Raw genomic sequence first — 22701 nt, forward strand, 5'->3', positions numbered from 1 at the left:
GCGTGATCACCGTGCCAACTCACCCAACCCGCAACGGCGGACCGACCGGAACCCTGGTCCGCCGGACCCCCTCCACCCGCCCCCAAGCCACCCCCGGCCGCGCCAGTACGTGTCTGGCCCGGCCGGGGCCCGGCGAACCCTGGCCCTGGAGACACCCACCATGACCCGCCCGGCCACCAACCCGTACACCGATCCCACCGCACGCCGCGCCTTCCTCGACCGGGAGGCGCGGCTGCGCCAACTACCTTCATTAGAGCGCGACTTGGTTCGCCTTGGTGAGATGCAGGACCTGAACCGCTGGCTGGAACAGATCCGCGCCACCGGAGGATGCGCCGAACCCGTCTACCTCACCGGACACACCACCACTCTGGACGCCAGCACCGGTGAAGCCCTGCGCCACTACACGACCGGCACGGAACCCGGCGGCCGGCTGGCGGTCCGTTGCCGGAACCGCCGGGCCTCCCGCTGCCCGTCGTGCTCCCGGGAGCATGGCGGCGACACCTTCCACCTGGTCCGCTCCGGCCTCATCGGCGGCAAGGGTGTTCCCAACACGGTCCGCACCCACCCGCGGCTGTTCGTCACCCTGACCGCCCCCTCGTTCGGCCCGGTCCACCGCGCGGACACCTGCCACCCGGCCCGGCGCCGACGCTGCGAACACGGCGGACGACACGGCTGCGGCCGAACGCACCCCGACGCGGACCCGCTCATCGGACAGCCGCTGTGCGCCGACTGCTACGACTACCCCGGCCACATCCTCTGGAACGCCATGGCCCCGGTGTTGTGGAAAGCCTTCCGCGACAACCTCTACCACCACGTCGCCACCCGGGCCGGCGTCGGCCGGTCACAGGTACGCACCCTGGTCCGGGTGTCGTCCACCAAGGTCGCGGAGTACCAGAAGCGCGGCGCGGTCCACTTCCACGCCGTCATCCGCTTCGACGGACCTGCCGGGCCCGGCTCACCGCCTCCGCCCTGGGCAACCTCGGATCTCCTTCTGGAGACCGTCCACTCGGCTGCCGCTGCTGTGGCACTGCCGTGCCCCGACTCGGCGGCCTACAGCGGCAGACGGCTCAGCTTCGGCACCCAGTTGGACGCGCACCCCCTCACCAACGGGGACGGCGGACGACTCACCGATGATGCCGTGGCCGCCTACGTCGCCAAGTACACCAGCAAGAGCGCCGAAACCGCCGGCGCCGTCGACCGCCGCATCACCTCCGCGGCACAAATCCGAGCACTCCGCGTCGTCCCGCACGTGCGGGCCCTCATCGCCACCGCCTGGCGGCTCGGCGAACTGCCCGAACTGGAGCACCTGCGCCTGCGCACCTGGGCCCACACGCTCGGATACCTGGGCCACTGCCTCACCAAGACCCACGCCTACTCCACCACCTACACCCGTCTCCGGGCCGACCGCGCCGAACACGCCCGTGCCCTGGCCGGTGCCCCACCCCTGTACACCGACTGGGACAACGAGACCACCACCGAATCCGCCTGGCGCTTCGCCGGGACCGGCCACACCCCCGCCGAAGCCCTCATCGCCGCTGGCATTGCCGAAGACCTCGCCACCAACCGGGAGATCACGCATTCGCACCGTGGAGAGATCTCGTCCGGACCGGTCGCTCAGCGGAGGGGGACTGATGGCCGACCGTCCTCCCACTGAGGAAGAGTGCTGGGCTGAGTTCTGGGAGGTTGTCGGCAGAGCTGCGGCCGAACGCTACCTCCGAGAATGGGCCGAGATTCGGGATGGCGAAGATCCCGAACTCGGCCCCTCCGAGGCTGCTGCCTAGGCTGCCTCGGTCATCTCCCAACGCGGGATGATCGTGTAGCGGTGCGGATCGCGAAGGGGCCCGCGCTGCACGATGATCTTCCCGATGGCGCTTCGCAGGGCGGCTTGCTTGAGGTGGTCGGCCATGTCTGGCCACTCTCGGGCAAGCCCCTCGAACACTTCCCGAGGCGGCCGGGGATTGGCCTTCACCCGGCCGCAGCGCGCAAGCTGAGCCTCCGCCTTGGCAAGCTCGTTGTCGACGTCGTCGCGCTGTTCAAGGAAGTCCTCACGGGTGATGTCCTCTGAGGCCGCCATCCGGATCAGGTTCTTCCGCTGCTTCTTGAGCTTCTGAATCTCGGCTTCCCACCGCCACGATTCGTCGGGTTCCTGGTGAGCGGCGTCCACGGCGGCTTCCGCAGTTGCCCGGCCTGTCTCCTCGCCGAATGCCCGCTCGTTGATCCAAGCGAAGATCACTGCGTCGAGCGTCTCCCGGTGGGCGTTCGAGTGGTTGCAGGTGCGGAGTTGGATGCCCTGGCAGCGCCACACGGGCTGGCGGCTTCCGCCCGAGAGGCCTGCTCGCATGGGCGCGGGATGCTTGCAGTCACCACAGAAAACGAGACCGCTCGCCGGGTACTTCGCCTTCCCATCGCGCTTGCCGTGGCGACCGGCCTGGCGCTTCTCCAGGTACTTGTCCCAGGTTTCCTGCGAGATGATCGCTTCGTGCGCTCCCTGGACGAAGACGAATCGGTCGAGCTTGCCCACGCCCGTCGGTTCAAGGGCCGACTCCGGCGGTTCCTCCTGGTAGCTGCTGGACTCCGAGCGAACCCGGATGTACCCGGCGGCGAACCCGGTGTCCATGATTCCCTGGAGCCGGTGGATCTCCATGGTGTGGCCGGCGTACGTGGTCAGTCCCTGCTCGCGCATCTCGTCGCAGATCTTGCCCAGACTGACGCCGCTCACGTAGCGCTCGTAGGCATCGGCCAAGGCCGGCCCGTAGACCGGATCCGGGATCTGGATGCCTGAGCGGCAGTTGTCACACGTCTCGATCTCCTCCCGCGCCCGGCGGTGACCGTTGGCGGCCCGGGGCTTCGGCGGCTTGCACGTGGCGCACAGCCGGTAGCCGAATCGGGGATGCCCGTTGTGCGGTAGGCCGTTGCGCAGACGGCGCGCGAGGGTGCGTTGCCACCCTTCGCCGATCTGCTCCCGCTGGAGGTCGGCCAGCCCGAGCATGTTGTTCCGGGCGAAGCGCCCAGCCGCGGTCTTGGTGTCGAAGTTCTCCGTCGCCGACTTCGCGGTACCCCCGACGCCTTCGAGGGTGCTGAGGTTGATCAACGACTGTTCGAGGTTCCGGCCGAAGCGGTCCCACCGGTAGACCAGCACCACATCGGCTTCGCCGGAGGCGATCCGCGCGATGATCTCGCCGATACGGCGCTTCGCGAAGTCCCCACCCGAGAGGTCAAGATCGGGGACCACGTCGATCACGTTCATGCCCTCGCCGATCGCGAACTTCCGGCAGGTGTGCTCCTGGAGCTCCGGACTGATCATGTCCTCGCGTGCGGTCGAGACCCGGATGTAGATGATGGCCCGGAGCGTCTGGCGACGCGTCAAAGACTTTGCTGCCATTGCTGTTCCCCTTCAACGCAGCGAATCTTTTAGAAGTCTAGGCGACCGCGGAGCTTTCCAAGCGCTGCACCTGGGCCGAGGCCGTGGCCGTGGGACAGAGCGTGCGCTCGGTGGAGCCCGGTGACCGCGTCCTGTACGACCCGGAGGACAAGCTGGAGGTCGAGGTCCGGGGCGCCACCTACGTGCTGCTGCGTGAGCGCGACCTGCACGCGGTGGCGGCGAGCCGCTTCGGGGACACCGAGGGGTCGACCGGCCTGTACCTGTGACCGCGGCCGCGGTGCGGCCGCGGGGGTTCCGTGTGGCGGGTCCGTCGGCCGGATTGTGGCCGGCGGACCCGTTCGACGGTCGTGACCGCTAGGGTCCGGGCATGAGTGTCCCGGTGATCGGTGTTGGGGAGCGGCGGGCCCGGTTGGGGCGTCGGCAGCTGTTGGCGCCCTCGGCGCGGGCGGCGCGGGTGGAGGACGTGGCCGACGCGGTGGTCGGCCTGCACGCGACGGACGCGGCGACGGTGTACCTGTCGGCCTGTGCGCGGCTGGCGGAGCCCTCGGCGGCGGAGGTGGACCGGGCGCTGTACGGGGACGTCTCGCTGGTGAAGCTGCTGTCGATGCGGCGGACGATCTTCGCGGTGACGGAAGGGCTGGCCCCGTACGTGAGTGCGGGGGCGGCGCGGGCGATCGCGGCGAAGGAGCGGGCGACGCTGCTGAAGCACCTGCGGGACCACGCCGAGGGCTGGGACGCGGCCCGGCTGGCGGAGACGGAGCGCGAGGTGCTGGCCGCGCTGGCCGTGCGCGGGGAGGCGACGACCAAGGAACTCGGCGAGGCCGTGCCGCAGTTGCGCGAGACGATGCTGATGTCGGCGGGCAAGGCGTACGAGGCGAAGCAGAGCGTGGGCAGCCGGCTGATGCGGTTGCTGGCCTCGGACGGGCACGTGCGCCGGTGCCGTCCGCGCGGGTCCTGGTTGAGCAGCAGCTATCCGTGGGCGCTGGTGCCGCAGTGGCCGGATGTGCCGGTGCGGGAGGCGAAGGCGGAGGTGGTGCGGCGCTGGCTGGCGGCGTACGGGCCCGGCACGGTCGAGGACGTGAAGTGGTGGACGGGCTGGACGCTGGGGGAGGTCCGGACGGCGCTGGCGGACGTGGGGGCGCGGGGCGTTGCCCTGGCGGACGGCGCGGCGGCCCTGGTGCTGCCGGGGGACGAGGGGCCGGTGGCGGCCCCGGAGCCGTGGGCGGCGCTGTTGCCGGCGCTGGACCCGGCGGTGATGGGCTGGCGGGGGCGGGACTGGTACCTGCGGCCGGAGGACGTGCCGGCGCTGTTCGACCGGGCGGGCAATGCCGGGCCGACGGTGTGGTGGTGCGGCGAGGTGGTCGGCGGCTGGGCGCAGCGGGCGGACGGCGAGGTGGTGTGGCGGCTGTTCCGGGACGTCGGGGTGGAGGCGGAGCGGGCGGTCGCGGTGGAGGCGGGGCGGTTGGCGGCGTGGTTGGGGGAGGTGCGGGTGACGCCGCGCTTCCGGACGCCGCTGGAGCGGGAGTTGGTCGCGAAGGGGTAGCCGTGTGGGCCCCGTCGCGGGTTCACCGGGCCGGGGCGGGGGCGACCGCCGTACCGCTGGGGCCGGCGGTGGCGGTGGGCGGGTCGCTGGGCCGGGCGGACCGGGTCTGGGTGGGCCGGCTGCTGGGGCTGGGCTGGTCCTGGCTGGGGGTGGGCCGGGGGTTCTGCGGGCTGGGGGCGACCGGGCCGGGGTTGGGCTGGTCGGTGGCGGCGGGTGCGCTGGGGGCGTGGCTGGGGGTGGTGGCGGGGGCGCTGGTGGCGGCGGCGGTGGTGGTGGGGGTGGCGCTGGGGGAGCTGCTGGTGGGGGCGCCGGTGGTGGGCCAGTTGTCGGGGCCGGGGTCGGTGTGGCCGGTCTGCAGGTCGAACTGCCGGGTGGGGGTGCCGCTGAGGGCGGCGGTCATGTAGTCGGTCCAGATCTTGGTGGGGAAGGCGCCGCCGTTGATCCGGGTGAGGCCGGCGGTGCCGGCCAGCGGTTCCTTGGCGTGGCTCTTCGGGTTCTCCCGGAACAAGCCGACGGTGGTGGTGAGTTCGGGGGTGTAGCCGGCGAACCAGGCGGAGAGGTTGGCGTCGGTGGTGCCGGTCTTGCCTGCGGCGGGGCGGCCGAGGTCGAGGGCGGCGGAGCCGGTGCCGCGGGGGCTGACGACGTCGCGCAGCACGTCGGTGACGGAGTCGGCGATGTTGCGGCCGACGGCGTCGGTGGCCTTGTGGTCGGGCATCTTGGGAACGTCGACGGCGCCGCCGGGGTTGACCCGTTCGAGTTTCTGGACGGACCAGGGGGTGTGGGCCTGGCCGTGGTTGGCGAGGGTGGCGTAGGCCCCGGCCAGGTCGAGGGCGCTGGGGGTGGCGGTGCCGAGGGTCATCGAGGTGTTGGCCGGGTCCATGCCGCGGACGCTGTCGGGGATGCCGAGTTTGACGGCGGTGTCCCGGACGCGGGCGAGTCCGGCGTCGACGCCCTCCTGGGCGTAGACGGAGTTGACGGACTTGACCATGGCGTAGCGCAGGGTGATGTTGCCGTAGTCGACGTCGTCCTCGTTGGGCGGCGCGTAGGGGGTGGGGCCGCCGGTGACGGGGCGTTCGCTGGTGCCGTCGTAGCGGGTCTCGGTGGTGATGGGGCGGCCGTCGACGGTGTGCTGGGCGATCAGGCCGGCGGCGAGGTCGATCGGCTTGAAGGTGGAGCCGATCTGGTTGTCCTGGCGCAGGGCGTCGTTGAAGGGCTGCTTGGCGTAGTCGGGGCCGCCGTAGACGGCGACGACGCGGCCGGTGGCGGGTTCGACGGAGGCGCCGGCGACCCGGACGTCGGTGTCGGTGGTGGGGCGGGCCTTGGGGTCGAGTTCGCCGGTGAGTTCGTCCTGGACGGCTTTGACGAAGGCGTCCTGCTTGGGCTTCTCGAAGGTGGTGGTGATCCGCCAGCCGCCGGCCTTGAGGGTGGCGGCGTCGATGGTGCCGGAGGAGATGAGGTAGTCGTCGGCGACGCCGACCAGGTAGCCGGCCTGGCCGGCGAGGCCGGTGGCGGGCTGGGGGTCGATGGGTTCGGGGAAGGTGGCGGCGTTGCGGTCGGCGGTGGTGAGGAAGCCGAGTTGGACCATGCCGTCGAGGGCGTAGTTCCAGCGGGCGACGGCCTTCTCCCGGTTGGCGGGGGTGGCGGTCCTGACGTCGTAGAGGCTGGGGGCCTGGAGCAGGGAGGCGAGGTAGGCGCCCTGTCCGAGGGTGAGCTGGGAGACGTCGACGCCGTAGTAGGCGTGGGCGGCGCTCTGGATGCCGTAGGCGCCGCGGCCGAAGTAGCTGCTGTTGAGGTAGCCGGCGAGGACCTCGTTCTTGCTGCGCTGCTGGTCGACCTTGAGGGCGATGAAGAGTTCGCGGCCCTTGCGTTCGAAGGTCTGGTCCTGGGTCAGGTAGTAGTTCTTGACGTACTGCTGGGTGATGGTGGAGCCGCCCTGCATGCCCTTGCCGAGCAGGGTGTTCCAGCCGGCCCGGAGCATGCCCTTCAGGTCGATGCCGCGGTTCTGGTAGAAGGTGCGGTCCTCGGCGGAGACGACGGCCTGCTGGGTCTGCAGCGGGATCTGGTCGATGGTGACGTCGGTGCGGTTGACGGCGCCGGTGCGGGCGATCTCGGTGGTGCCGTCGGCGTAGAGGTAGATGTTGTTCTGGGCGACGGCGTGGGCGTTGGGGTCGGGCACCGGGACGATGACGTAGAGCACGGCGAAGGCGCCGACGGCGAGCAGCAGCAGCGCGGTGAGGGTGCCGAGGGTGATCCGCCAGGTGGGCAGCATCCGGCGCCAGAGGGGGAGGGCGCGGCGGGCTTCGCGGCGGGCGGCCCGTTTGGCCTGGCGTCGGGTGCTCAAGGTCATGACGGGATTATCTGCTATTTGACGTGGGCTCAGCGGAGGTCCGGGTCTGAGGTGCGCGGTTGTGCGGGTGGGGCCGCGCGCCCCGGGGTGCGTCGGAAAACCGGGTGCGGGGGTTGGGGCCCGGCGGTACGGTGAAAGGTGCAAATCGCATAGCGCACCGACTTCCGACAGCTCCGCCCGCCCGCCCGGTACCCCCGGGTGCGGCCGGTCGGAGCCGCTGGGGCGTGCGCGGACGGCTGCGGGCAGCCGCCCGCCCGTATTTGTCGACAAGGAGACAATATGCAGAACGCTGCGCTGGTCGGGGCGAGGCCCCCTGATACCTCCGGTGGCTCCGCACGCGGGGCCGCCTTCGGCGGATCCGCCCCCGGGCTGTACGCCGCCGTCGCCCGCGGCGCCTTCCGCCGCTACTCCACCTACCGGGCCGCCACCCTGGCCGGCACCTTCACCAACACCGTCTTCGGCATCATCCTGGCCTCCTCCTTCCTCGCCCTCTGGCAGGCCAGGCCCAGCCTCGGCGGCTACGACCAGAGCCAGGCCGTCACCTACATCTGGGTCAGCCAGGCACTGCTGGTCACCGTCGCCGTCTGGGGCGGGGGCTTCCAGGACGACCTCCAGGACCGCTTCCGCAGCGGCGACATCGCCGTCGACCTCTACCGGCCGGTCGACTTCCAGGCCTGGTGGCTGGCCACCGACCTCGGCCGGGCCGCCTTCCAGGCTCTGGTCCGCGGCACCGTGCCGATGCTGGTCGGCGCACTGGTGTTCCGCACCCGGATGCCCGAACACCCGCTGACCTGGGTCTTCTTCCTGCTCTCCGTCCTGCTGGCGGTGCTGGTCAGCTTCGGGCTGCGGTTCCTGGTCTCGATCACCGGCTTCTGGCTGCACGACTCGGAGGGGGTGCGCGCGGTGATGCTGGTGGTCTCGATGTTCTTCTCCGGGATGCTGCTGCCGATCGCGCTCTTCCCCGGGTGGCTCGGCGACCTCGCCCCGCTGCTGCCCTGGGCGGCGCTGGTCAAGGTGCCGACCGACGTCTTCCTGGAGCGGGCGGACGGCGCCGGACTGCTCGGCGCGCTGGGCTTCCAGCTGGGCTGGGCGGCCGTGCTGCTCCTCGCCGGGCGGGGCGCGCAGTGGCTGGCCACCCGCCGGGTGGTGGTGCAGGGTGGCTGAGCCGTTCACCACCGAGCCGTGCGCCGCTGAGCAGGCCACCGCTGAGCCGGCCACCGCTGAGCCGGCCACCGCTGAGCCGTTCGCCTCCGAGCCGTTCGTCTCCGAGCCGTTCCTCGCCCGGACGTCCTGGGCGGTCCGCTCCTGGTGGCTGTGCGCCCGGATGTGGATGCGCTCGATGATGGCCTACCGGGCCTCCTTCCTGCTGAACCTGGTGGCCAGTCTGGTCACCCACTCCCTCGACTTCGTCGTCCTGGTGATCATGTTCGAGCACACCGACCGGCTCGGCGGCTGGAGCCTGCCGGAGATCGCCTTCCTCTACGCCACCGCGACCTTCTCCCTCGGCATGGCCAACCTGCTGGTCGGCTCGGCCGACGGCCTCGGCGTGCGGATCATGAGCGGATCGCTGGACACCATGCTGATCCGCCCCGCCCCCGCGCTGTCCCAGCTGTGCGCCGAACGCTTCAGCCTGCGCCGGCTCGGCCGCCCCCTCCAGGCCCTGATGGTGCTCGCCTGGTCGCTGGCCGCCCTGGACGTGCGCTGGACCTGGGACCGGGTGCTGCTGGTGCCCGTCCTGCTGGTCTGCGGCAGCGTCATCTTCGGCGCGATCTACGTCGGCGGCGCCACCGTCCAGTTCTGGTGGGGCGAGTCCAAGGAGATCCAGAACTCCTTCACATACGGCGGCGCGACCCTGCTCCACTACCCGCCGACCATCTTCGCCAAGGAACTGGTCGCCGGAGTGGTCTTCGGCGTCCCGCTGGCCTTCGTCAACTGGCTGCCCAGCCTTCGCATCCTCGACCGGCCCGACCCGCTCGGACTGCCCACCGCCTTCCAGTACGCCTCCCCGGTCGCCGCCGCGCTGTGCGTCGCCGCCGCCGGGGCGGCCTGGCGGGCCGGGCTGCGCGCCTACCGCGGCACCGGCAGCTGAACTTCCGTACTCCGTACTCCGTGGGGAGGAGAACCACCATGGCACTGATCGAACTCCAGGACGTCCACCGCACCTTCACCGTGCGCGCCCGCACCGGCCGGTTCAGCCGGGTCAGGCGCGAGGTGCGTGCGGTGGACGGGCTCAGCTTCACGGTCGAGGCCGGCGAGTGCGTCGGCTACATCGGCCCCAACGGCGCCGGCAAGTCGACCACCATCAAGATGCTCACCGGCATCCTCGTCCCCAGCTCCGGTCGGTTGCGCGTGGCCGGCGTCGACCCGGCCCGCGAACGCGTCGCACTGGCCCGCCGGATCGGCGTCGTCTTCGGCCAGCGCACCACCCTGTGGTGGGACCTCCCGCTGCGCGACTCCTTCGAACTCGCCCGCCGGATCTACCGGATCCCCGACCGGCGGTACCGCGAGAACCTCGGCCGATGCGTCGAACTGCTCGACCTGGGCGGCTTGTTGGACACACCCGTACGGCAGCTCTCACTCGGCCAGCGGATGCGCGGCGACCTCGCGGCCGCCCTGCTGCACGACCCCCAGGTGCTCTACCTGGACGAGCCGACCATCGGCCTGGACGTGGTCAGCAAGGGCAAGGTGCGCGAGTTCCTGCGCGAGGTCAACCGCGACCGCGGCACCACGGTGCTGCTCACCACCCACGACCTCACCGACATCGAGCAGCTCTGCGGCCGGGTGATGGTGATCGACCACGGCCGGGTCGTCCACGACGGCGGACTGGACGGGCTGCACGCCGCCGGGCGCAGCGAGCGGACCCTGGTGGTCGACCTGGCCGAGGCCCGGCCGCCGATCGAGGTGGCGGGTGCGCGGGTGGTGAAGGTCGAGGGGCCGCGCCAGTGGCTGGCCTTCCCGGCCCGGGAGAGCGCGGCGCCGATCGTGGCGGAGGTCGCGGCGCGGTACCCGCTGGTGGACCTCTCGGTGCGCGAGCCGGCCATCGAGGACGTGATCGCGCGGATGTACGCGGAGGTCTCGATCGGATAGCGCTGCCGGGCGGGCGTACGCAGGGGGCGCGATCGGGTAGCGCTGCCGGGCGGGCGCACGCGGAGGTCGCGACCGGCCGGTCCGTCCGGATCGGTGTTCGGATTCGGCCACCCGTCCGGGGAGGGTACGTGACTCCCCGGCGGGCGGCCGAGTTGACGGTGCGAGGTTCCGCTCGACCCCATCCCGGAGGCCCGCCGCCCGATGACCGCACCCGACGTGACCGTGGTGGTCGCGGTCCACGACACCGTGCCGCACCTCCCCACCTGCCTGGACTCGTTGGTCGGGCAGCCCCTGGCACGGGAGCGGCTGGAGGTGGTGGTCGTCGACGACGGCTCCACGGACGGCGGCGAGGCGCTGCTGGACGAGTACGCCGCCTGGCACCCCGGACTGGTCCGGCTGGTCCACCAGCCGGACCAGCCGTTCACCCCGGAGGCCTGCCTGCGGGCGGACCGGGTGTCCGTCCTCGCCGACTACGACTGCTGTTGCCCGGTGCCGCGCGAGGAGGATCGGGGCGACAGCACCGAGTGGGCCCCGGTGCTGAACCGGCTGCGCGGGATCGCCGCACTGCAGCAGGTCGCCGACGAACTGGCCGAATCCGGCGAGGAGTCGGAAGCCATCCGGGCCCGCACCTTCGCCTGGGACGTGCCCCGGCTGCTCCGGGCCGACTTCCTCCTGCTGGACGACGGGCTGCAGCGGCGGGTGTGCGCCGAGATCGGCCGGATGGTCGAGCGGTTCGGCGCCCGCGAGGTGTACCACCGGCTGCCGGTCGCCGCGCGCCTGCGGCTCGAACTCGCCGCCGCCGTAAGGCCCGGGGCGCTGCGCGACCAGATCCGTTACGAGGCCGCGCACGGCGAACCGCCGGTGGTGGTCGACGGGCGGCGGCACTACGCGGGCTTCCCGGCGTTCCGGGACGCCCGGCTCGGCCTGCCGGACGAGCTGTTCCTGCTGCGCGAGGAGCCGGTGTTCGAGGCAGCGCCGCCGCTCAACCTCGCCCAGCAGCTGTGGCGCGGCGCCGTCCCGGAGCAGCTGCGGCGCCGGCTGCGGCGACACCCGGCATGGCGCCGGCTCGCCAACTCGGTGAGCGCGGGCCGCGGCTGACCGTCCGGACGGCTGCCCGGACGCCCGGGGGAACGGCCGCGGTGGACGTCCAGGGGGACGTCCGGGGGGACGGCTGCCCGAGCGTCTGTGTGGTCGCGTGTGGTCGCGAACCGGCGCGGGTGATCACGGGGCACGCCCCCGTCCGCGCCGGACACCGGGCAGACTGGCGGGGTGAGTGACGAAGCCTTCAGCGGGACCGGCCCCGGGGTCCGGTTCACCGCGGCCGACGAGCAGAAGAAACGCGGCGTCCGCCGGATGAAGACCATCGCGACCGGTCTGTTGGCCTTCGCGACCCTGGTCTTCGCCCTGTCCACCTGGGCGAAGGCGGCCGGCGCCGGCGCCTGGGCCGGGTACGTGGCGGCCGCCGCCGAGGCGGGCATGGTCGGCGCGCTGGCCGACTGGTTCGCGGTGACGGCGCTGTTCCGCCGTCCGTTCGGCCTGCCGATCCCGCACACCGCGATCATCCCGACCAAGAAGGACGCCTTCGGGCGCTCGCTCGGCGAGTTCGTCGGCGACAACTTCCTGGCCGGTCACGTGGTGCGCGGCCGGCTTGCCGCGCTGGGCATCGGCCGTCGGCTGGGGGAGTGGCTGGCCGCGCCGGGCAGCGCCGAGCGGGTCACCAAGGAGGCCTCGGCGGCACTGCGCGGCCTGCTCGCTGTGCTGCGCGACGACGACGTGCGGGCGGTGGTCGCCGAGGCGGTGACCAGGCGGGCCGCCGCCACCTCGGTGGCCGAGCCGATGGGCCGGATGCTGGGCAAGGTGGTGGCGGACGGCGGGCACCGCGGGGTGGTGGACCTGGTCGCCGTCCGGGCGCACGGCTGGCTGACCGCCAACCACGAGGACGTGGTCCGGAAGGTCACCCAGAAGACCCCGGGCTGGACGCCGAAGTTCCTCGACCAGCAGGTCGGCGAGCGGGTCTACAAGGAGCTGATGCGCTTCGTCACCGACATCCGGGACGACCCCGACCACCCGGCCCGCGGCGCGATCGACAACTTCCTCGCCGACTTCGCCACCGAGCTGCAGACCGACCCGGAGACCATCGCCCGGGTCGAGCGGGCCAAGGGCGAGCTGCTGGCCCGTCCCGAGGTGCAGGACCTGATCAACTCCACCTGGGCGGCCGTGCGCACCCTGGTGATGGGCGCGGCCGAGGACGAGGACAGCGAACTGCGCCGGCGTATCCGCGAGGGCGTGCGCCGCTTCGGCGAGCGCCTGGCCACCGACGCCAAGCTCCAGGCCAAGGTGGACGGCTGGCTGCAGGACGCCGCCCAGTACCTGGTCGACACCTACCGGGCGGAGATCACCTCGCTGATCTCCGAGACGGTCGCGGGCTGGGATGCCGACGAGGCCTCGCGCAAGATCGAGGCCAACGTCGGACGGGACCTGCAGTTCATCCGGATCAACGGCACCGTGGTCGGCGCGCTGGCCGGGCTGCTGATCCACACCGTCGCGGTCGCGCTCGGGGGGTGACTCCGGGCCCGGCGGCCCTGGGTTGCGCCTATCCTTGGCCGATGTTCGCGGTACGCGCGTAGAGGCGCGGAGCAGAAGGAGAAGGGAACCACCGTGGTCCAGCCGGACGGAAGTCGGATCGGAAGCCCCACTGGCAGCGGCAGCGCCGCTGACCGGAGCATCGAGGCGTTCATCGCCGGGATGCCCAAGGCGGAACTGCACGTGCACCACGTCGGCTCGGCCTCGCCGCGCATCGTCGCCGACCTGGCCGCCCGGCACGCCGGGAACTCCAAGGTGCCGACGGACCCGGCGGCGCTCGCCGAGTACTTCACCTTCACCGACTTCGCGCACTTCATCGAGGTCTACCTGAGCGTGGTGGACCTGGTCCGCGACGCCGAGGACGTCCGCGCGCTCACCTACGGCGTGGCCGAGGACATGGCCCGGCAGAACATCCGGTACGCCGAGCTGACCCTCACGCCGTACTCCTCGGTCAGGCGCGGCATCCCCGACGTGGCCTACATGGAGGCGATCGAGGACGCCCGGCTGCGCGCCGAGAAGGACCTCGGCGTCGTGCTGCGCTGGTGCTTCGACATCCCCGGCGAGGCCGGGCTGGAGGCGGCCGAGGTCACCGCCCGCCTCGCCACCGAGCTGGCCCCCGAGGGCCTGGTGAGCTTCGGCCTGGGCGGTCCGGAGATCGGCGTGCCGCGCCCGCAGTTCAAGCCGTACTTCGACCGGGCGCGCGCGAGCGGCCTGCGCTCCGTGCCGCACGCCGGTGAGACCACCGGGCCGCAGACGGTCTGGGACGCGATCCGCGAGCTCGGCGCCGAGCGCATCGGGCACGGCACCCAGGCGGTGAAGGACCCGGCGCTGCTCGACCACCTGGGCGAGCACCGCATCCCGCTGGAGGTCTGCCCGACCTCCAACATCGCCACCCGGGCCGTCGAGCGGATCGAGGACCACCCGATCAAGCGGATGGTGGACGCCGGCCTGCTGGTGACGGTCAACAGCGACGACCCGCCGATGTTCGGCACCGACCTCAACACCGAGTACGCGGTGGCGGCGCGGCTGCTGGGGCTGGACGAGACCGGTGTGGCGGCGCTGGCCCGCAACGCGGTCGAGGCCTCCTTCCTGGAGCAGGCGGGCAAGGCACGGCTGGTCGGCGAGATCGACTCCTACCTGGCGGGCTGGCAGCAGGGCTGAGTTTCCGCAGGTGAACCGCCCCGTCGACCTCGGTCGGCGGGGCGGTTCCGTTGTGGGTGCCGAGCGCAACTGCGAGATGGTGCCAAAGTGGTGCCACAAATGACTCGACATGGCACCACGTCCGTGCCATCCTTGGGTCATGGACCTCACGCCGTACGTCGAAAACCTCCGGAACGAGCTCGCGGTGGCCGCCGCCACCGGCGGGGACGAAGCGCGTGCGCTGGCCGAGCGGCTGACGCTCCCGCTGGAGTCGGCCGTGCGGCTCACCCTGCTCAACGCCCTCTCGGCCGCCATGGGGGAAGTCACCCGTGACCTCGCCCCGGGTTCGGTGGACGTGCGGCTGCGCGGCCTCGACCCCGAGTTCGTGGTGACGGCACCGCCAGGTGCCGACGCCTTCCACGGTGAGGGCTCGCCCGCCGAGCCGCCGATGGCGTCGTCAGTGGCGCCACCAGTGGCACCATCCGCGTCGCCCGTGGTGCCGGAGGCCGACGAGGCGGGCACCGCCAGGATCAACCTGCGCCTGCCCGCCAACCTCAAGGCGAGGGCGGAGGAGGCCGCCGGGCAGGAGGGCCTCTCCCTCAACGCCTGGCTGGTCCGGGCCGTCGCCGGTGCGGTCGAGGGCGGCCGCCCGGTCGCCCGCCCGGCCGCCGCCCTCGGCAGCCGCACCACGCGCAGCGTCGGCGGCCAGGGCTTCACGGGCTGGGTCCACTGACACCTCCGCGCCCCTGACACCTCCGCGCCCCTGACACCTCCGCGCGACTGACACCTCTGCTCCACCGACCATCTGCCCCTGCAACGTCACCCCCGCTCCGACCAGCGGGAATACCCACACGAGCCAAGAGGACGGGACAGCCATGCCCACGTACGAGACCGACGGACCGATCTCCGTCGCCCTGGACTTCGAAATCGGCTCGGTGTGGATCCGGGCGAGCAAGCGCACCGACGCGGTGGTCGAGGTCCGGCCCACGAGCGCGACCAGGGACGCCGACATCAAGGCCGCCGAGCTGACCCAGATCGACTTCTCCGGCGGCCGGCTCACCCTCAAGGGCCCCAAGCAGCGCACCGTCTTCTCCAGCCGGAAGGGCTCGGTCGAGATCACGGTCGAGCTGCCCGCCGGCTCCGAGGTGCACGCGGAGTCCCCGATGTCGGACTTCGTCGCCGAGGGCCCGCTCGGCGACTGCCGGATCAAGACCTCCATGGGCCGGATCCAACTCGACCGGGCCGAGAACGTGCGGATCAAGACCGACATGGGCGACATCCGGCTCGGCAACGCCGCCGGGGACGCCGAGGTGACCGGCTCCGGCCGGATCGAGGTCGGCACCGTCGGGGGCCGGCTGACGGTCAAGAACAGCAACGGCGACACCGAGATCGACGAGGCGCGGGGCGAGCTGACGGCCAACTCCTCCAACGGCCGGATCCACGTCGGCACCGCCGAGGCGGGCGTGCAGGCCAAGACGGCGAACGGGCACATCCGGCTGGGCCGGGTCGTCCGGGGCAGGGTCGACCTGCAGGCCGGTGTCGGGGACGTCGAGGTCGGCATCGCGGAGGGCACGGCGGCCTGGCTCGACGTGCACAGCAAGTTCGGTGCCATCCGCAACGACCTCGGCCCGGCGCAGGGCCCGGGCGACGCCCGGGAGACCGTCGAGGTCCGTGGCACCACCCAGGTCGGCAGCATCACCATCCGGAGGGCCTGATGGCGGCGATCTCGGCGGTCGGACTGACCAAGTCCTACGGGGACAAGGCGGTCCTGCGGGGCATAGACCTGTCCATCCCGGCCGGCACGGTGTTCGCCCTGCTCGGGCCGAACGGCGCGGGCAAGACCACCACGGTGGAGATCCTCTCCACCCTGATCCCGGCCGACGCCGGCTCGGTCCAGGTGGCCGGCCACGACCTGGTCCGCGAGGCCGACGGGGTGCGGAGGGCGATCGGGGTGACCGGCCAGTTTTCGGCGGTGGACAACCTCCTCACCGCCGAGGAGAACCTGATGCTGATGGCCGACCTCAACCACCTCCGCCGTCGGGAGGGGCGGAGGCGGGCCGAGGAACTGCTGCGGCGCTTCGACCTCACCGACGCCGCGCGCAAGCCCGTCGTCACCTTCTCCGGCGGCATGCGGCGCAAGCTCGACCTGGCGATGACCCTGGTCGGCGACCCGAAGGTGATCTTCCTGGACGAGCCGACCACCGGGCTGGACCCGCGCAGCCGGCGCACCATGTGGGAGATCATCCGGGGGCTGGTCGCCGATCACGGGGTGACGATCTTCCTCACCACCCAGTACCTGGAGGAGGCCGACCAACTCGCCGACCGGATAGCCGTCCTGGACGGCGGCCGGATCGTCGCCGAGGGCACGGCCGAGGAGCTGAAGCGGATCGTCCCCGGCGGGCGGATCCGGCTCCAGTTCACGGACGCCGGCCAACTGGACACCGCGGCCGCGCTGTTCGACTACGCCACCGCCGATGCGGAGGCCCTGCGACTGGACATCCCCGGGGACAACTCGGTGATCACCGTGAAGGCCGTGCTGGACACGCTCGACAACGCCTCCGTACGGGCCGAGTCGCTGGTCGTGGAGACGGCCGACCTGGACGACGTCTTCCTGCAACTCACCGGGGAGGGTGCGCGATGAGCGCGACGACCTACGCGGTCAGCGACTCGCTGACCATGCTGCGCCGGAACCTCAAGCGCGCCCAGCGTTATCCGGCGATGACCTTCTCCGTCGTCGTGATGCCGGTGATGATGCTGATGCTCTTCAACTACGCCTTCGGCGGCGCGCTGGGAGCCGGCATCGGGGGCGGCAGCTACATCGACTACGTGACGCCGGGGATCGTGCTGATGACGGCGACGGCCGGTTCGGTCGCCACGGCGGTGGGTGTCTGCGTCGACATGACCGAGGGGATCGTCAACCGCTTCCGGACGATGGCGATATCGCGGTCGGCGTTCCTGACCGGGCACGTGGTCGGGAGCGTGATACAGACCCTGGTCGCACTGGTGCTAGTGATCGGCGCGGCCTTCGCCATGGGGTTCCGGTCCAGCGCGGGGCCGGTGGAGTGGCTGGCGGCCGCCGGGCTGCTGCTCTTCGTGACACTGACGCTGACGTGGATCTCGGCGGGCATCGGGCTGGTCTCGAAGACGCCGGAGAGCGCGAGCAACACGCCGCTGCCGCTGACCTTCCTGCCGTTCATCGGCAGCGCGATCGTCCCGCCGGACTCGATGCCGACCGTGCTGCGGTGGTTCGCCGAGTACCAGCCCTTCACCCCGATCATCGAGACCCTGCGCGGCCTGCTGATGGGCACCGGGATCGGCAACAGTGGCTGGATCGCCCTCGCCTGGTGCACCGGCCTCACGCTGCTCGGTTACGTCTGGTCGCGGAGCGTCTTCTACCGGCGGTAACGGGGGTGCGGCCGGTAGCCACCAGGGCGGCCCGGGGAGGCGGAGAAACCCGCCTCCCCGGGCCGCCCCGCCGTCCCCGGGGCAACGGGACGGGCCGTCAACAGCCGCCGGACGCGGGCGCTTCCTGTAGTAAAGTCCGCGCAAAGATCGGCAAAAGACCGGCCGGGGGGGCGGATGGCGGCGAGGCGTCGTAGACGGATTGCCTGGGGGCTGAGAGGGACGGCCCTCGCCGCGCTCCTGGCGTACCTGCCGGGCTGGCACGCCTCCCGCTCGGGCGGCCTGGTGATGGTCGAGCACTGGCTCAACCGTCCGAGGCTGCTGATCGGCGCAGCGGTGGTGCTGGTCGTGCTCTCGCTGGTGGTCGAGCTGGAGTTCCGCACCCGGTTCTCGCAGATCGGCTGCGCGGTGCTCCTGGTGCCCCTCGTCGTCGTCGCGGTACCGGTGCTGTCCGTGTCCCTGGTGTTCAGCGGCCACGGGGGCCGGGAGGACCGTTTCGTCAGCCCGAACCGCTCGAACCGGGTGCTCAGCGTCACCAACGTCGCCTTCTCGATCGACCCGGTCTACCAGGTGGAGTTGGAGACCGGCAGCGGCTGGTCCGCCCGCCACTGGAGCCTGGGAACCTGGAACACCAGGGGCGGAGACTTCGTCCGCATCGACTGGTCCGGCCCGGACCAGATCACCGTGACCGGCCGCCACAAGCTCACCGTCTTCGACGTCCACCCCGACGGCAGCCTGAGCGAACCCCGAGTCCTGCCCAAGCAGTCCGACCCCGGACCGGAGTCCTAGCTCCAGCCGAACCCGTCCCCGTCTAGGCTGGCCCGATGCAGCAGGCGATCCGCGAGCGGTGGGGAGCACAGCCGCGCTGGGTGTGGTGGGTGGCGGCGGTGTACGTGGCCGGGTTCGTCGAGGGGGCCGGAGTGCACGCCGTCGACGTGCTCAGCGGCGGACTGCACGCGTACCGGGCGTGGCCGCCGGCGAGCCAACTGCTGTTCCACGCCATGCTGGTACTCGATCCGCTCGCCGCCGTGCTGGTGGCGCGGGCCCGCCCGGCGGGGCCGCTGCTCGGCGCCTGCATCATGGTCGCCGACCTGGTGGCGAACTGGTGGGGTAACTGGGACGGCCTGATGCGCCATCCACTCGACTACCTCCAGTTCGTCGGGCTGCCGGTGATGACGCTCTTCGGACTGTTCGTCTTCGCCACCGCGGCCCCGCTCCGCCGGGCGCTCCGCAGCGCCGACCGGGCCCCGCGCATCCGACCGGCCTGAGCCCGGCGACCCCGTCGAGCCCGCCGCCCCCCGGAGCTCACCGGGCCCGTCGGCCCTGCCGTGCGCCTCGAGGGTCAGCTCGAAGCAGCCGGTTGGCGCCGGTGCTCGCACCCGGTCGGTCGTGAGAGTGCTCCTGCCGGCGAAGGGCCCGGCTCTCCGTCTTCGGGAGGAGAGCCGGGCCCCGTCCGGAGGGCGTGCGCACCTCACGTCGGCTGGGTCACCAGCGGTCGATGCCCATGGTGTTCGCGGCGCTGTGAATGGCGTTGTAGTGCGGGATCGACATGTCGGACTTCTTCTGCCCGGCCGGGAGGTGCTTGTCGGCGGCACGGAACTCGTCGCGGGCGGCGGCGAGCAGGCTGGTGCCGTAGGAGACCGGGACATCGTTGGTGCCGTGGGCCGGGTGGGACTTGGCAGCCGTCTGGCTGCCGGCCTGGGCGAGGATGCTGCGGGCCTGGTTGTAGGCGGCGGCCTTGACCGTCTTCGGGTTGCGGACCTGGGCCTGCACCCCGGCCGCCGACCGGGTCTGCTCGGCGGCCGTGGCGACGGGGGCGACGGCGGCGGTGAGGGCGCCGGCGACGGCGACCGCGGCGAGGGCGTTGCGGACGAGCCTGTTCATGCGAAATCCTTCCGTAAGAATTCCAAAGGTTCGCCTCCGCGTCGGACTTGGGAATCGTCGGAGCGCGAACGTCTCCGCACTACCCCGGCCACCGAGAGCGGAAAACCGGATTCCGGCGGGTTCGTTCGGAAGCGATGGGATCCGGCCGTTCTCCGGACCCGGGGAATTCGTATCGTCGGACCGGAAGGACGCGCCCTTTCCCGGACCGGCTCCGTAGGGGAGCCCGCTGCCGGAATCCGTGCCCGTGGCAGGCCTACGCGTTGGACCAGGACCGGGTGGACAGCACCAGCAGGTAGCCGTCCCGGTCCTGGACGGTAACGCCCCAGGTGTCCCAGTACGGGTTGTGCGCCGGCACCCGCTTGCCGCCGTGCCGTTCGAGCCGCTCCACCAGCGCGTCGCTCACGGGCTCGCCGAGGTAGACGACCAGCAGGTCCTCGGCGGTGGGCCGCGGCTGAACGGGCGCGGCGGGGTCGTGGACGAGCTCCAGATGCCAGGCGGCGGTGGGCCAGCCGACCATGAGGAGCGAGTGCTCGCCGGGGACGCCGTCCGTCGTGTGCCGGTACAGGACGTCGAGGCCGAGGCCCGAGACCCAGAAGCGCTCGGCTGCGGCCAAGTCCAGCGATGGGCGGGCGATGCGGAGGTGCGCGGTGGCGTCGGCCGGCATGGTTCTGACTCCAGGTGCGGGGGGAGGGGAGGGCGGGCTCCCGGTGGCAGTGAGCCTAGGGATCACGCGAGGGGGTGCCATCGGGCGCTGGTCCTAGTCCGCCGGCCCCGGACCCCCGGTCCTCGGGGCCTGGGCGGGCCGGGTGAACGACGAGGGGTGGTTCACGGAAGAACTCAAGGAACTCAGCTCCCTCGGGTGCGGCGATTCGAGGCAATCCGATGCGCATCGCCTCGCGGTCGTGACCGAACGAACCGTCACGCGCATGCGAGGGAACACCGCAGAAGGAGAAATCCCTTGTTCACCACCAAGAAGGCCACCGCCATCACTGCCGCGGCGCCGGCGGCCTCCGGCGTCATGGCCACCGCAGCGCCTGCTTCGGCGGGTGTCCGCGCCGCTTCGGAGAACGTCCGCTGCTTCAACGAGCATTGGCGTGACAACAGCCCGCGTCAGCTGTGGGACGTCACGCCGTCCTGAGTGGTGGGTGGTGCGAACGCGGACGGGCCCGGCACCTTGGTAGGTGCCGGGCCCGTCCGGCTTGGAGCGCCAGGCCCGGGTTGCACGGACTCTTCCTACTGAAAGTAGGACGTGCTCTGGTAGCACCGCTGACGCCTGACGGGGGATTGTCTCCCTCGCGACGAGAAGAAGACTAGCAGCTCAGCGGCTGTGCTCCGAATCGCGGAGGGGTGCCGGGGGAGCCCGGTCTGTTGGGGTCGTGGGTCGTTCCATCGCCCAGTAGCTCGACCAGGATCGGGTCATCGAAGCGGCCCCGATTGGCAAGCCCGTGGGGGAGATGCTCTTGGTCAACAGCCCGCGTCAGCTGTGGGATGTCACGCCGTCCTGAGTGGTGGGTGGTGCGAACGCGGACGGGCCCGGCACCTTGGTAGGTGCCGGGCCCGTCCGGCTTGGAGCGCCAGGCCCGGGTTGCACGGACTCTTCCTACTGAAAGTAGGACGTGCTCTGGTAGCACCGCTGACGCCTGACGGGGGATTGTCTCCCTCGCGACGAGAAGAAGACTAGCAGCTCAGCGGCTGTGCTCCGAACCGGGGAGGGGTGCCGGGGGAGCCCGGCCTGTTGGGGTCGTGCGTCGTTCCATCGCCCAGTAGCTCGACCAGGATCGGGTCATCGAAGCGGCCCCGATTGGCAAGCCCGTGGGGGAGATGCTCTTGGTCAACAGCCCGCGCCAGCTGTGGGACGTCACGCCGTCCTGAGTGGTGGGTGGTGTGAACGCGGACGGGCCCGGCACCTTGGTAGGTGCCGGGCCCGTCCGGCTTGGAGCGCCAGGCCCGGGTTGCACGGACTCTTCCTACTGAAAGTAGGACGTGCTCTGGTAGCACCGCTGACGCCTGACGAGGAATCGTCTCCCTCGCGACGAGAAGAACAGTAGCAGGTCAGCGCCCGTGATCCGAATCGTGAGCGCACCGGCCGGCACCTCCGGCCGGTGCCGGGGAGGAGGATCCGTCAGATGTCGAACTCCCCGTTTCGGATGGCGGAGACGAGGTCGCGCCATTCGGTGGGAGTGAGTCGGGCGACGGCGTCGGGGAGCAGGCTGCTGCGGACATAGACGGCATCGGGAGCTATTGCCACTTCGGGGCAGTTGTTGCCGTAGCCGCACGCGGTGGGCTTTTGCCAAGCGAGTTCTTCCACCAGGACCTCACAGGCTGTTCATGATGCTGGAGATCGCATCGCGGGAGGCTGACGGATCGAGCGAGCGATCGCGCCTCATCCCGATGATGTTCCGGTAGTTCTCCAGCTGGTTCATCTGGGTCAGAAACGCTGGTGATCCCACGGAGTCCAGCTGAACGGTATCGAGGCATCAACCTCCTCGCGCTCCTGCGTGAGTGCAAGCGCAACCGCGACGGCGGTCACCACCGATTCCCCGACTCCTGGTCGCCGATCCCCTCACCGCCTGCTCCCGCGCGCTCCGCAGGATCCGGGCTTCCGGCCTTCGGCGGGGCCTGGCCAGGCAACGCCCCGTCGGGCCGTCGTCCACCTCCCGCGCCGGCCCCGCCCCCAACTCGGCCTCGAACAAAGGAAGTCGGCCCGACCGCCTTCCTGGGTGCACCTGCACCGCATCGCGCCGCAACAATGATCCGTCAGCTCGTAGACGGCGGACGTGACATGGCGCATTCCTTGCCCCACAGGGGACTTGACGTTCGATCTTCACTCTTGGAAGAGTCGACGACAGCGCGAACTCCAGTCCCACGAAGCCGAGTTCGAAGCTTCTTTCATCGAAACGGGGTAGGTTTCTCATGCTCACCAAGAAGATCGCCACCGCAGCGGTCGCCGTGGCCGCCGCAGGTGTCCTCGCCACCGCCACATCGGCGTCCGCGTCCACCACCCTCTACAACACGGGCACGGCGACGGTCGGTGCGGGCCTGTCCAACACCTGCACGTCGCGGACCGTCAACCTGGCCGCCGGTTCCTACGGCTGGGGCTTCTACGACTCGGCCCCCTACGTGAGCAGCACGATCACGGTCGCCGCGGGAAGCTACACGTGGACCGACTGCCTGGCGGTGAGCGTGGACTACGACTTCCTGAACTCGACGCTCCAGCTCAACGGCAGCACCTCGGCTCCGAAGACGCTGCGCGCATCGCGGTGGCTCTCCCAGGGCACCCACACCTACGGCAGCTTCCTCAAGCCGAACTTCTAGGGCCGGCGCGTCCTCGGC

The 22701-nt window shown here is 71.4% G+C and carries 21 protein-coding genes and 1 pseudogene; 17 read left to right on the top strand and 5 right to left on the bottom strand.

Annotated elements, in window-relative coordinates; all coding sequences use genetic code 11:
- The first annotated feature begins 160 nt into the window (after nt 1-160).
- A complete protein-coding gene (locus BOQ63_RS28310; protein WP_223886057.1) occupies nt 161-1654 on the top strand; it encodes a replication initiator in 1494 nt (497 codons plus the stop codon).
- Nucleotides 1655-1777: 123 nt separating this feature from the next.
- On the opposite strand, the gene BOQ63_RS28315 is transcribed toward BOQ63_RS28310, so the two are convergent.
- Nucleotides 1778-3382 carry a recombinase family protein gene (locus BOQ63_RS28315; RefSeq protein ID WP_030284135.1) on the bottom strand — a complete coding sequence of 535 codons (1605 nt, stop codon included), beginning with the start codon at nt 3380-3382 and terminating at the stop codon, nt 1778-1780.
- 41 nt (nt 3383-3423) lie between these two features.
- Between BOQ63_RS28315 and BOQ63_RS28320 the strand changes: the two are divergent.
- Together BOQ63_RS28320 and BOQ63_RS28325 are read left to right on the top strand one after the other, a co-directional pair.
- Nucleotides 3424-3648 (top strand): annotated as a pseudogene (locus tag BOQ63_RS28320) (co-chaperone GroES); the annotation flags it as partial.
- A gap of 101 nt (nt 3649-3749) precedes the next feature.
- The gene (locus tag BOQ63_RS28325; RefSeq protein WP_030284140.1) at nt 3750-4925 is read left to right on the top strand and encodes a winged helix DNA-binding domain-containing protein; all 1176 of its coding nucleotides are present in this window, start codon (nt 3750-3752) and stop codon (nt 4923-4925) included.
- Between the two features lie 22 nt (nt 4926-4947).
- On the opposite strand, the gene BOQ63_RS28330 is transcribed toward BOQ63_RS28325, so the two are convergent.
- Nucleotides 4948-7272, bottom strand: a complete 2325-nt coding sequence (locus BOQ63_RS28330) for a transglycosylase domain-containing protein (protein ID WP_191093595.1) — start codon at nt 7270-7272, stop codon at nt 4948-4950.
- A gap of 279 nt (nt 7273-7551) precedes the next feature.
- Here BOQ63_RS28330 and BOQ63_RS28335 point away from each other — a divergent pair, with 279 nt between their 5' ends.
- From BOQ63_RS28335 to BOQ63_RS28390, 12 genes are all read left to right on the top strand, one after another.
- Entirely contained in the window at nt 7552-8436 is an 885-nt protein-coding gene (locus BOQ63_RS28335; RefSeq protein WP_078867787.1) for an ABC transporter permease, read from the top strand.
- On the top strand, nt 8429-9361 hold the full coding sequence (locus BOQ63_RS28340; protein ID WP_223886058.1) for an ABC transporter permease: 933 nt from the start codon (nt 8429-8431) through the stop codon (nt 9359-9361). The genes BOQ63_RS28335 and BOQ63_RS28340 overlap by 8 nt, the downstream gene beginning before the upstream one ends.
- A 38-nt stretch (nt 9362-9399) precedes the next feature.
- A complete protein-coding gene (locus BOQ63_RS28345) occupies nt 9400-10359 on the top strand; it encodes an ABC transporter ATP-binding protein (RefSeq protein WP_030558043.1) in 960 nt (319 codons plus the stop codon).
- Nucleotides 10360-10560: 201 nt separating this feature from the next.
- Nucleotides 10561-11457 (top strand): glycosyltransferase family 2 protein, encoded by an 897-nt coding sequence (locus BOQ63_RS28350; protein ID WP_030291145.1) that lies wholly within the window; start codon nt 10561-10563, stop codon nt 11455-11457.
- 171 nt (nt 11458-11628) lie between these two features.
- On the top strand, nt 11629-12924 hold the full coding sequence (locus BOQ63_RS28355; protein ID WP_037831716.1) for a DUF445 domain-containing protein: 1296 nt from the start codon (nt 11629-11631) through the stop codon (nt 12922-12924).
- 159 nt (nt 12925-13083) lie between these two features.
- Nucleotides 13084-14103, top strand: coding sequence for an adenosine deaminase (locus BOQ63_RS28360; RefSeq protein WP_030291141.1), 1020 nt, complete (start codon nt 13084-13086; stop codon nt 14101-14103).
- 139 nt (nt 14104-14242) lie between these two features.
- Nucleotides 14243-14815 (top strand): toxin-antitoxin system HicB family antitoxin, encoded by a 573-nt coding sequence (locus tag BOQ63_RS28365; RefSeq protein ID WP_030291139.1) that lies wholly within the window; start codon nt 14243-14245, stop codon nt 14813-14815.
- Nucleotides 14816-14957: 142 nt separating this feature from the next.
- Entirely contained in the window at nt 14958-15797 is an 840-nt protein-coding gene (locus BOQ63_RS28370; protein WP_030291137.1) for a DUF4097 family beta strand repeat-containing protein, read from the top strand.
- Entirely contained in the window at nt 15797-16723 is a 927-nt protein-coding gene (locus tag BOQ63_RS28375; protein WP_030291135.1) for an ATP-binding cassette domain-containing protein, read from the top strand. The genes BOQ63_RS28370 and BOQ63_RS28375 overlap by 1 nt, the downstream gene beginning before the upstream one ends.
- Complete coding sequence (locus BOQ63_RS28380; RefSeq protein ID WP_030291231.1) at nt 16720-17487, top strand: ABC transporter permease; 768 nt, start codon at nt 16720-16722, stop codon at nt 17485-17487. The genes BOQ63_RS28375 and BOQ63_RS28380 overlap by 4 nt, the downstream gene beginning before the upstream one ends.
- Before the next feature lie 174 nt (nt 17488-17661).
- Nucleotides 17662-18273: a hypothetical protein gene (locus tag BOQ63_RS28385; RefSeq protein WP_143174790.1), complete on the top strand. Its 612-nt coding sequence runs from the start codon at nt 17662-17664 to the stop codon at nt 18271-18273.
- Nucleotides 18274-18308: 35 nt separating this feature from the next.
- Nucleotides 18309-18752, top strand: coding sequence for a hypothetical protein (locus tag BOQ63_RS28390; RefSeq protein ID WP_051747368.1), 444 nt, complete (start codon nt 18309-18311; stop codon nt 18750-18752).
- Nucleotides 18753-18969: 217 nt separating this feature from the next.
- Here the strand turns inward: BOQ63_RS28390 and BOQ63_RS28395 are convergent, their stop codons facing one another.
- Nucleotides 18970-19368, bottom strand: coding sequence for a hypothetical protein (locus BOQ63_RS28395; RefSeq protein WP_197697988.1), 399 nt, complete (start codon nt 19366-19368; stop codon nt 18970-18972).
- A 253-nt stretch (nt 19369-19621) separates the two neighbouring features.
- Nucleotides 19622-20032 (bottom strand): VOC family protein, encoded by a 411-nt coding sequence (locus BOQ63_RS28400; RefSeq protein ID WP_030291223.1) that lies wholly within the window; start codon nt 20030-20032, stop codon nt 19622-19624.
- Nucleotides 20033-20326: 294 nt separating this feature from the next.
- On the opposite strand from BOQ63_RS28400, the gene BOQ63_RS28405 reads away from it, so the two are divergent.
- Entirely contained in the window at nt 20327-20506 is a 180-nt protein-coding gene (locus BOQ63_RS28405; protein WP_030291221.1) for a hypothetical protein, read from the top strand.
- Nucleotides 20507-21490: 984 nt separating this feature from the next.
- Here the strand turns inward: BOQ63_RS28405 and BOQ63_RS28410 are convergent.
- Complete coding sequence (locus tag BOQ63_RS28410; protein ID WP_072655178.1) at nt 21491-21676, bottom strand: DUF397 domain-containing protein; 186 nt, start codon at nt 21674-21676, stop codon at nt 21491-21493.
- A gap of 605 nt (nt 21677-22281) precedes the next feature.
- Between BOQ63_RS28410 and BOQ63_RS28415 the strand changes: the two genes are divergently transcribed.
- Nucleotides 22282-22683 (top strand): hypothetical protein, encoded by a 402-nt coding sequence (locus BOQ63_RS28415; RefSeq protein WP_030290703.1) that lies wholly within the window; start codon nt 22282-22284, stop codon nt 22681-22683.
- Nucleotides 22684-22701: the final 18 nt, after the last annotated feature.

Origin of the sequence: Streptomyces viridifaciens (assembly GCF_001888885.2) — a bacterium.
GTDB lineage: Bacteria > Actinomycetota > Actinomycetes > Streptomycetales > Streptomycetaceae > Kitasatospora > Kitasatospora aureofaciens.

What these genes read in the sequence shown, in the direction of transcription:
- BOQ63_RS28345 (WP_030558043.1), top strand. Translation starts at nt 9,400, where the DNA reads ATGGCACTGATCGAACTCCAGGACGTCCACCGCACCTTCACCGTGCGC.
- BOQ63_RS28385 (WP_143174790.1), top strand. Translation starts at nt 17,662, where the DNA reads ATGGCGGCGAGGCGTCGTAGACGGATTGCCTGGGGGCTGAGAGGGACG.
- BOQ63_RS28415 (WP_030290703.1), top strand. Translation starts at nt 22,282, where the DNA reads ATGCTCACCAAGAAGATCGCCACCGCAGCGGTCGCCGTGGCCGCCGCA.
- BOQ63_RS28350 (WP_030291145.1), top strand. Translation starts at nt 10,561, where the DNA reads ATGACCGCACCCGACGTGACCGTGGTGGTCGCGGTCCACGACACCGTG.
- BOQ63_RS28335 (WP_078867787.1), top strand. Translation starts at nt 7,552, where the DNA reads ATGCAGAACGCTGCGCTGGTCGGGGCGAGGCCCCCTGATACCTCCGGT.
- BOQ63_RS28370 (WP_030291137.1), top strand. Translation starts at nt 14,958, where the DNA reads ATGCCCACGTACGAGACCGACGGACCGATCTCCGTCGCCCTGGACTTC.
- BOQ63_RS28375 (WP_030291135.1), top strand. Translation starts at nt 15,797, where the DNA reads ATGGCGGCGATCTCGGCGGTCGGACTGACCAAGTCCTACGGGGACAAG.
- BOQ63_RS28400 (WP_030291223.1), bottom strand. Translation starts at nt 20,032, where the DNA reads ATGCCGGCCGACGCCACCGCGCACCTCCGCATCGCCCGCCCATCGCTG.
- BOQ63_RS28325 (WP_030284140.1), top strand. Translation starts at nt 3,750, where the DNA reads ATGAGTGTCCCGGTGATCGGTGTTGGGGAGCGGCGGGCCCGGTTGGGG.
- BOQ63_RS28315 (WP_030284135.1), bottom strand. Translation starts at nt 3,382, where the DNA reads ATGGCAGCAAAGTCTTTGACGCGTCGCCAGACGCTCCGGGCCATCATC.
- BOQ63_RS28330 (WP_191093595.1), bottom strand. Translation starts at nt 7,272, where the DNA reads ATGACCTTGAGCACCCGACGCCAGGCCAAACGGGCCGCCCGCCGCGAA.
- BOQ63_RS28310 (WP_223886057.1), top strand. Translation starts at nt 161, where the DNA reads ATGACCCGCCCGGCCACCAACCCGTACACCGATCCCACCGCACGCCGC.
- BOQ63_RS28395 (WP_197697988.1), bottom strand. Translation starts at nt 19,368, where the DNA reads ATGAACAGGCTCGTCCGCAACGCCCTCGCCGCGGTCGCCGTCGCCGGC.
- BOQ63_RS28365 (WP_030291139.1), top strand. Translation starts at nt 14,243, where the DNA reads ATGGACCTCACGCCGTACGTCGAAAACCTCCGGAACGAGCTCGCGGTG.
- BOQ63_RS28380 (WP_030291231.1), top strand. Translation starts at nt 16,720, where the DNA reads ATGAGCGCGACGACCTACGCGGTCAGCGACTCGCTGACCATGCTGCGC.
- BOQ63_RS28390 (WP_051747368.1), top strand. Translation starts at nt 18,309, where the DNA reads ATGCAGCAGGCGATCCGCGAGCGGTGGGGAGCACAGCCGCGCTGGGTG.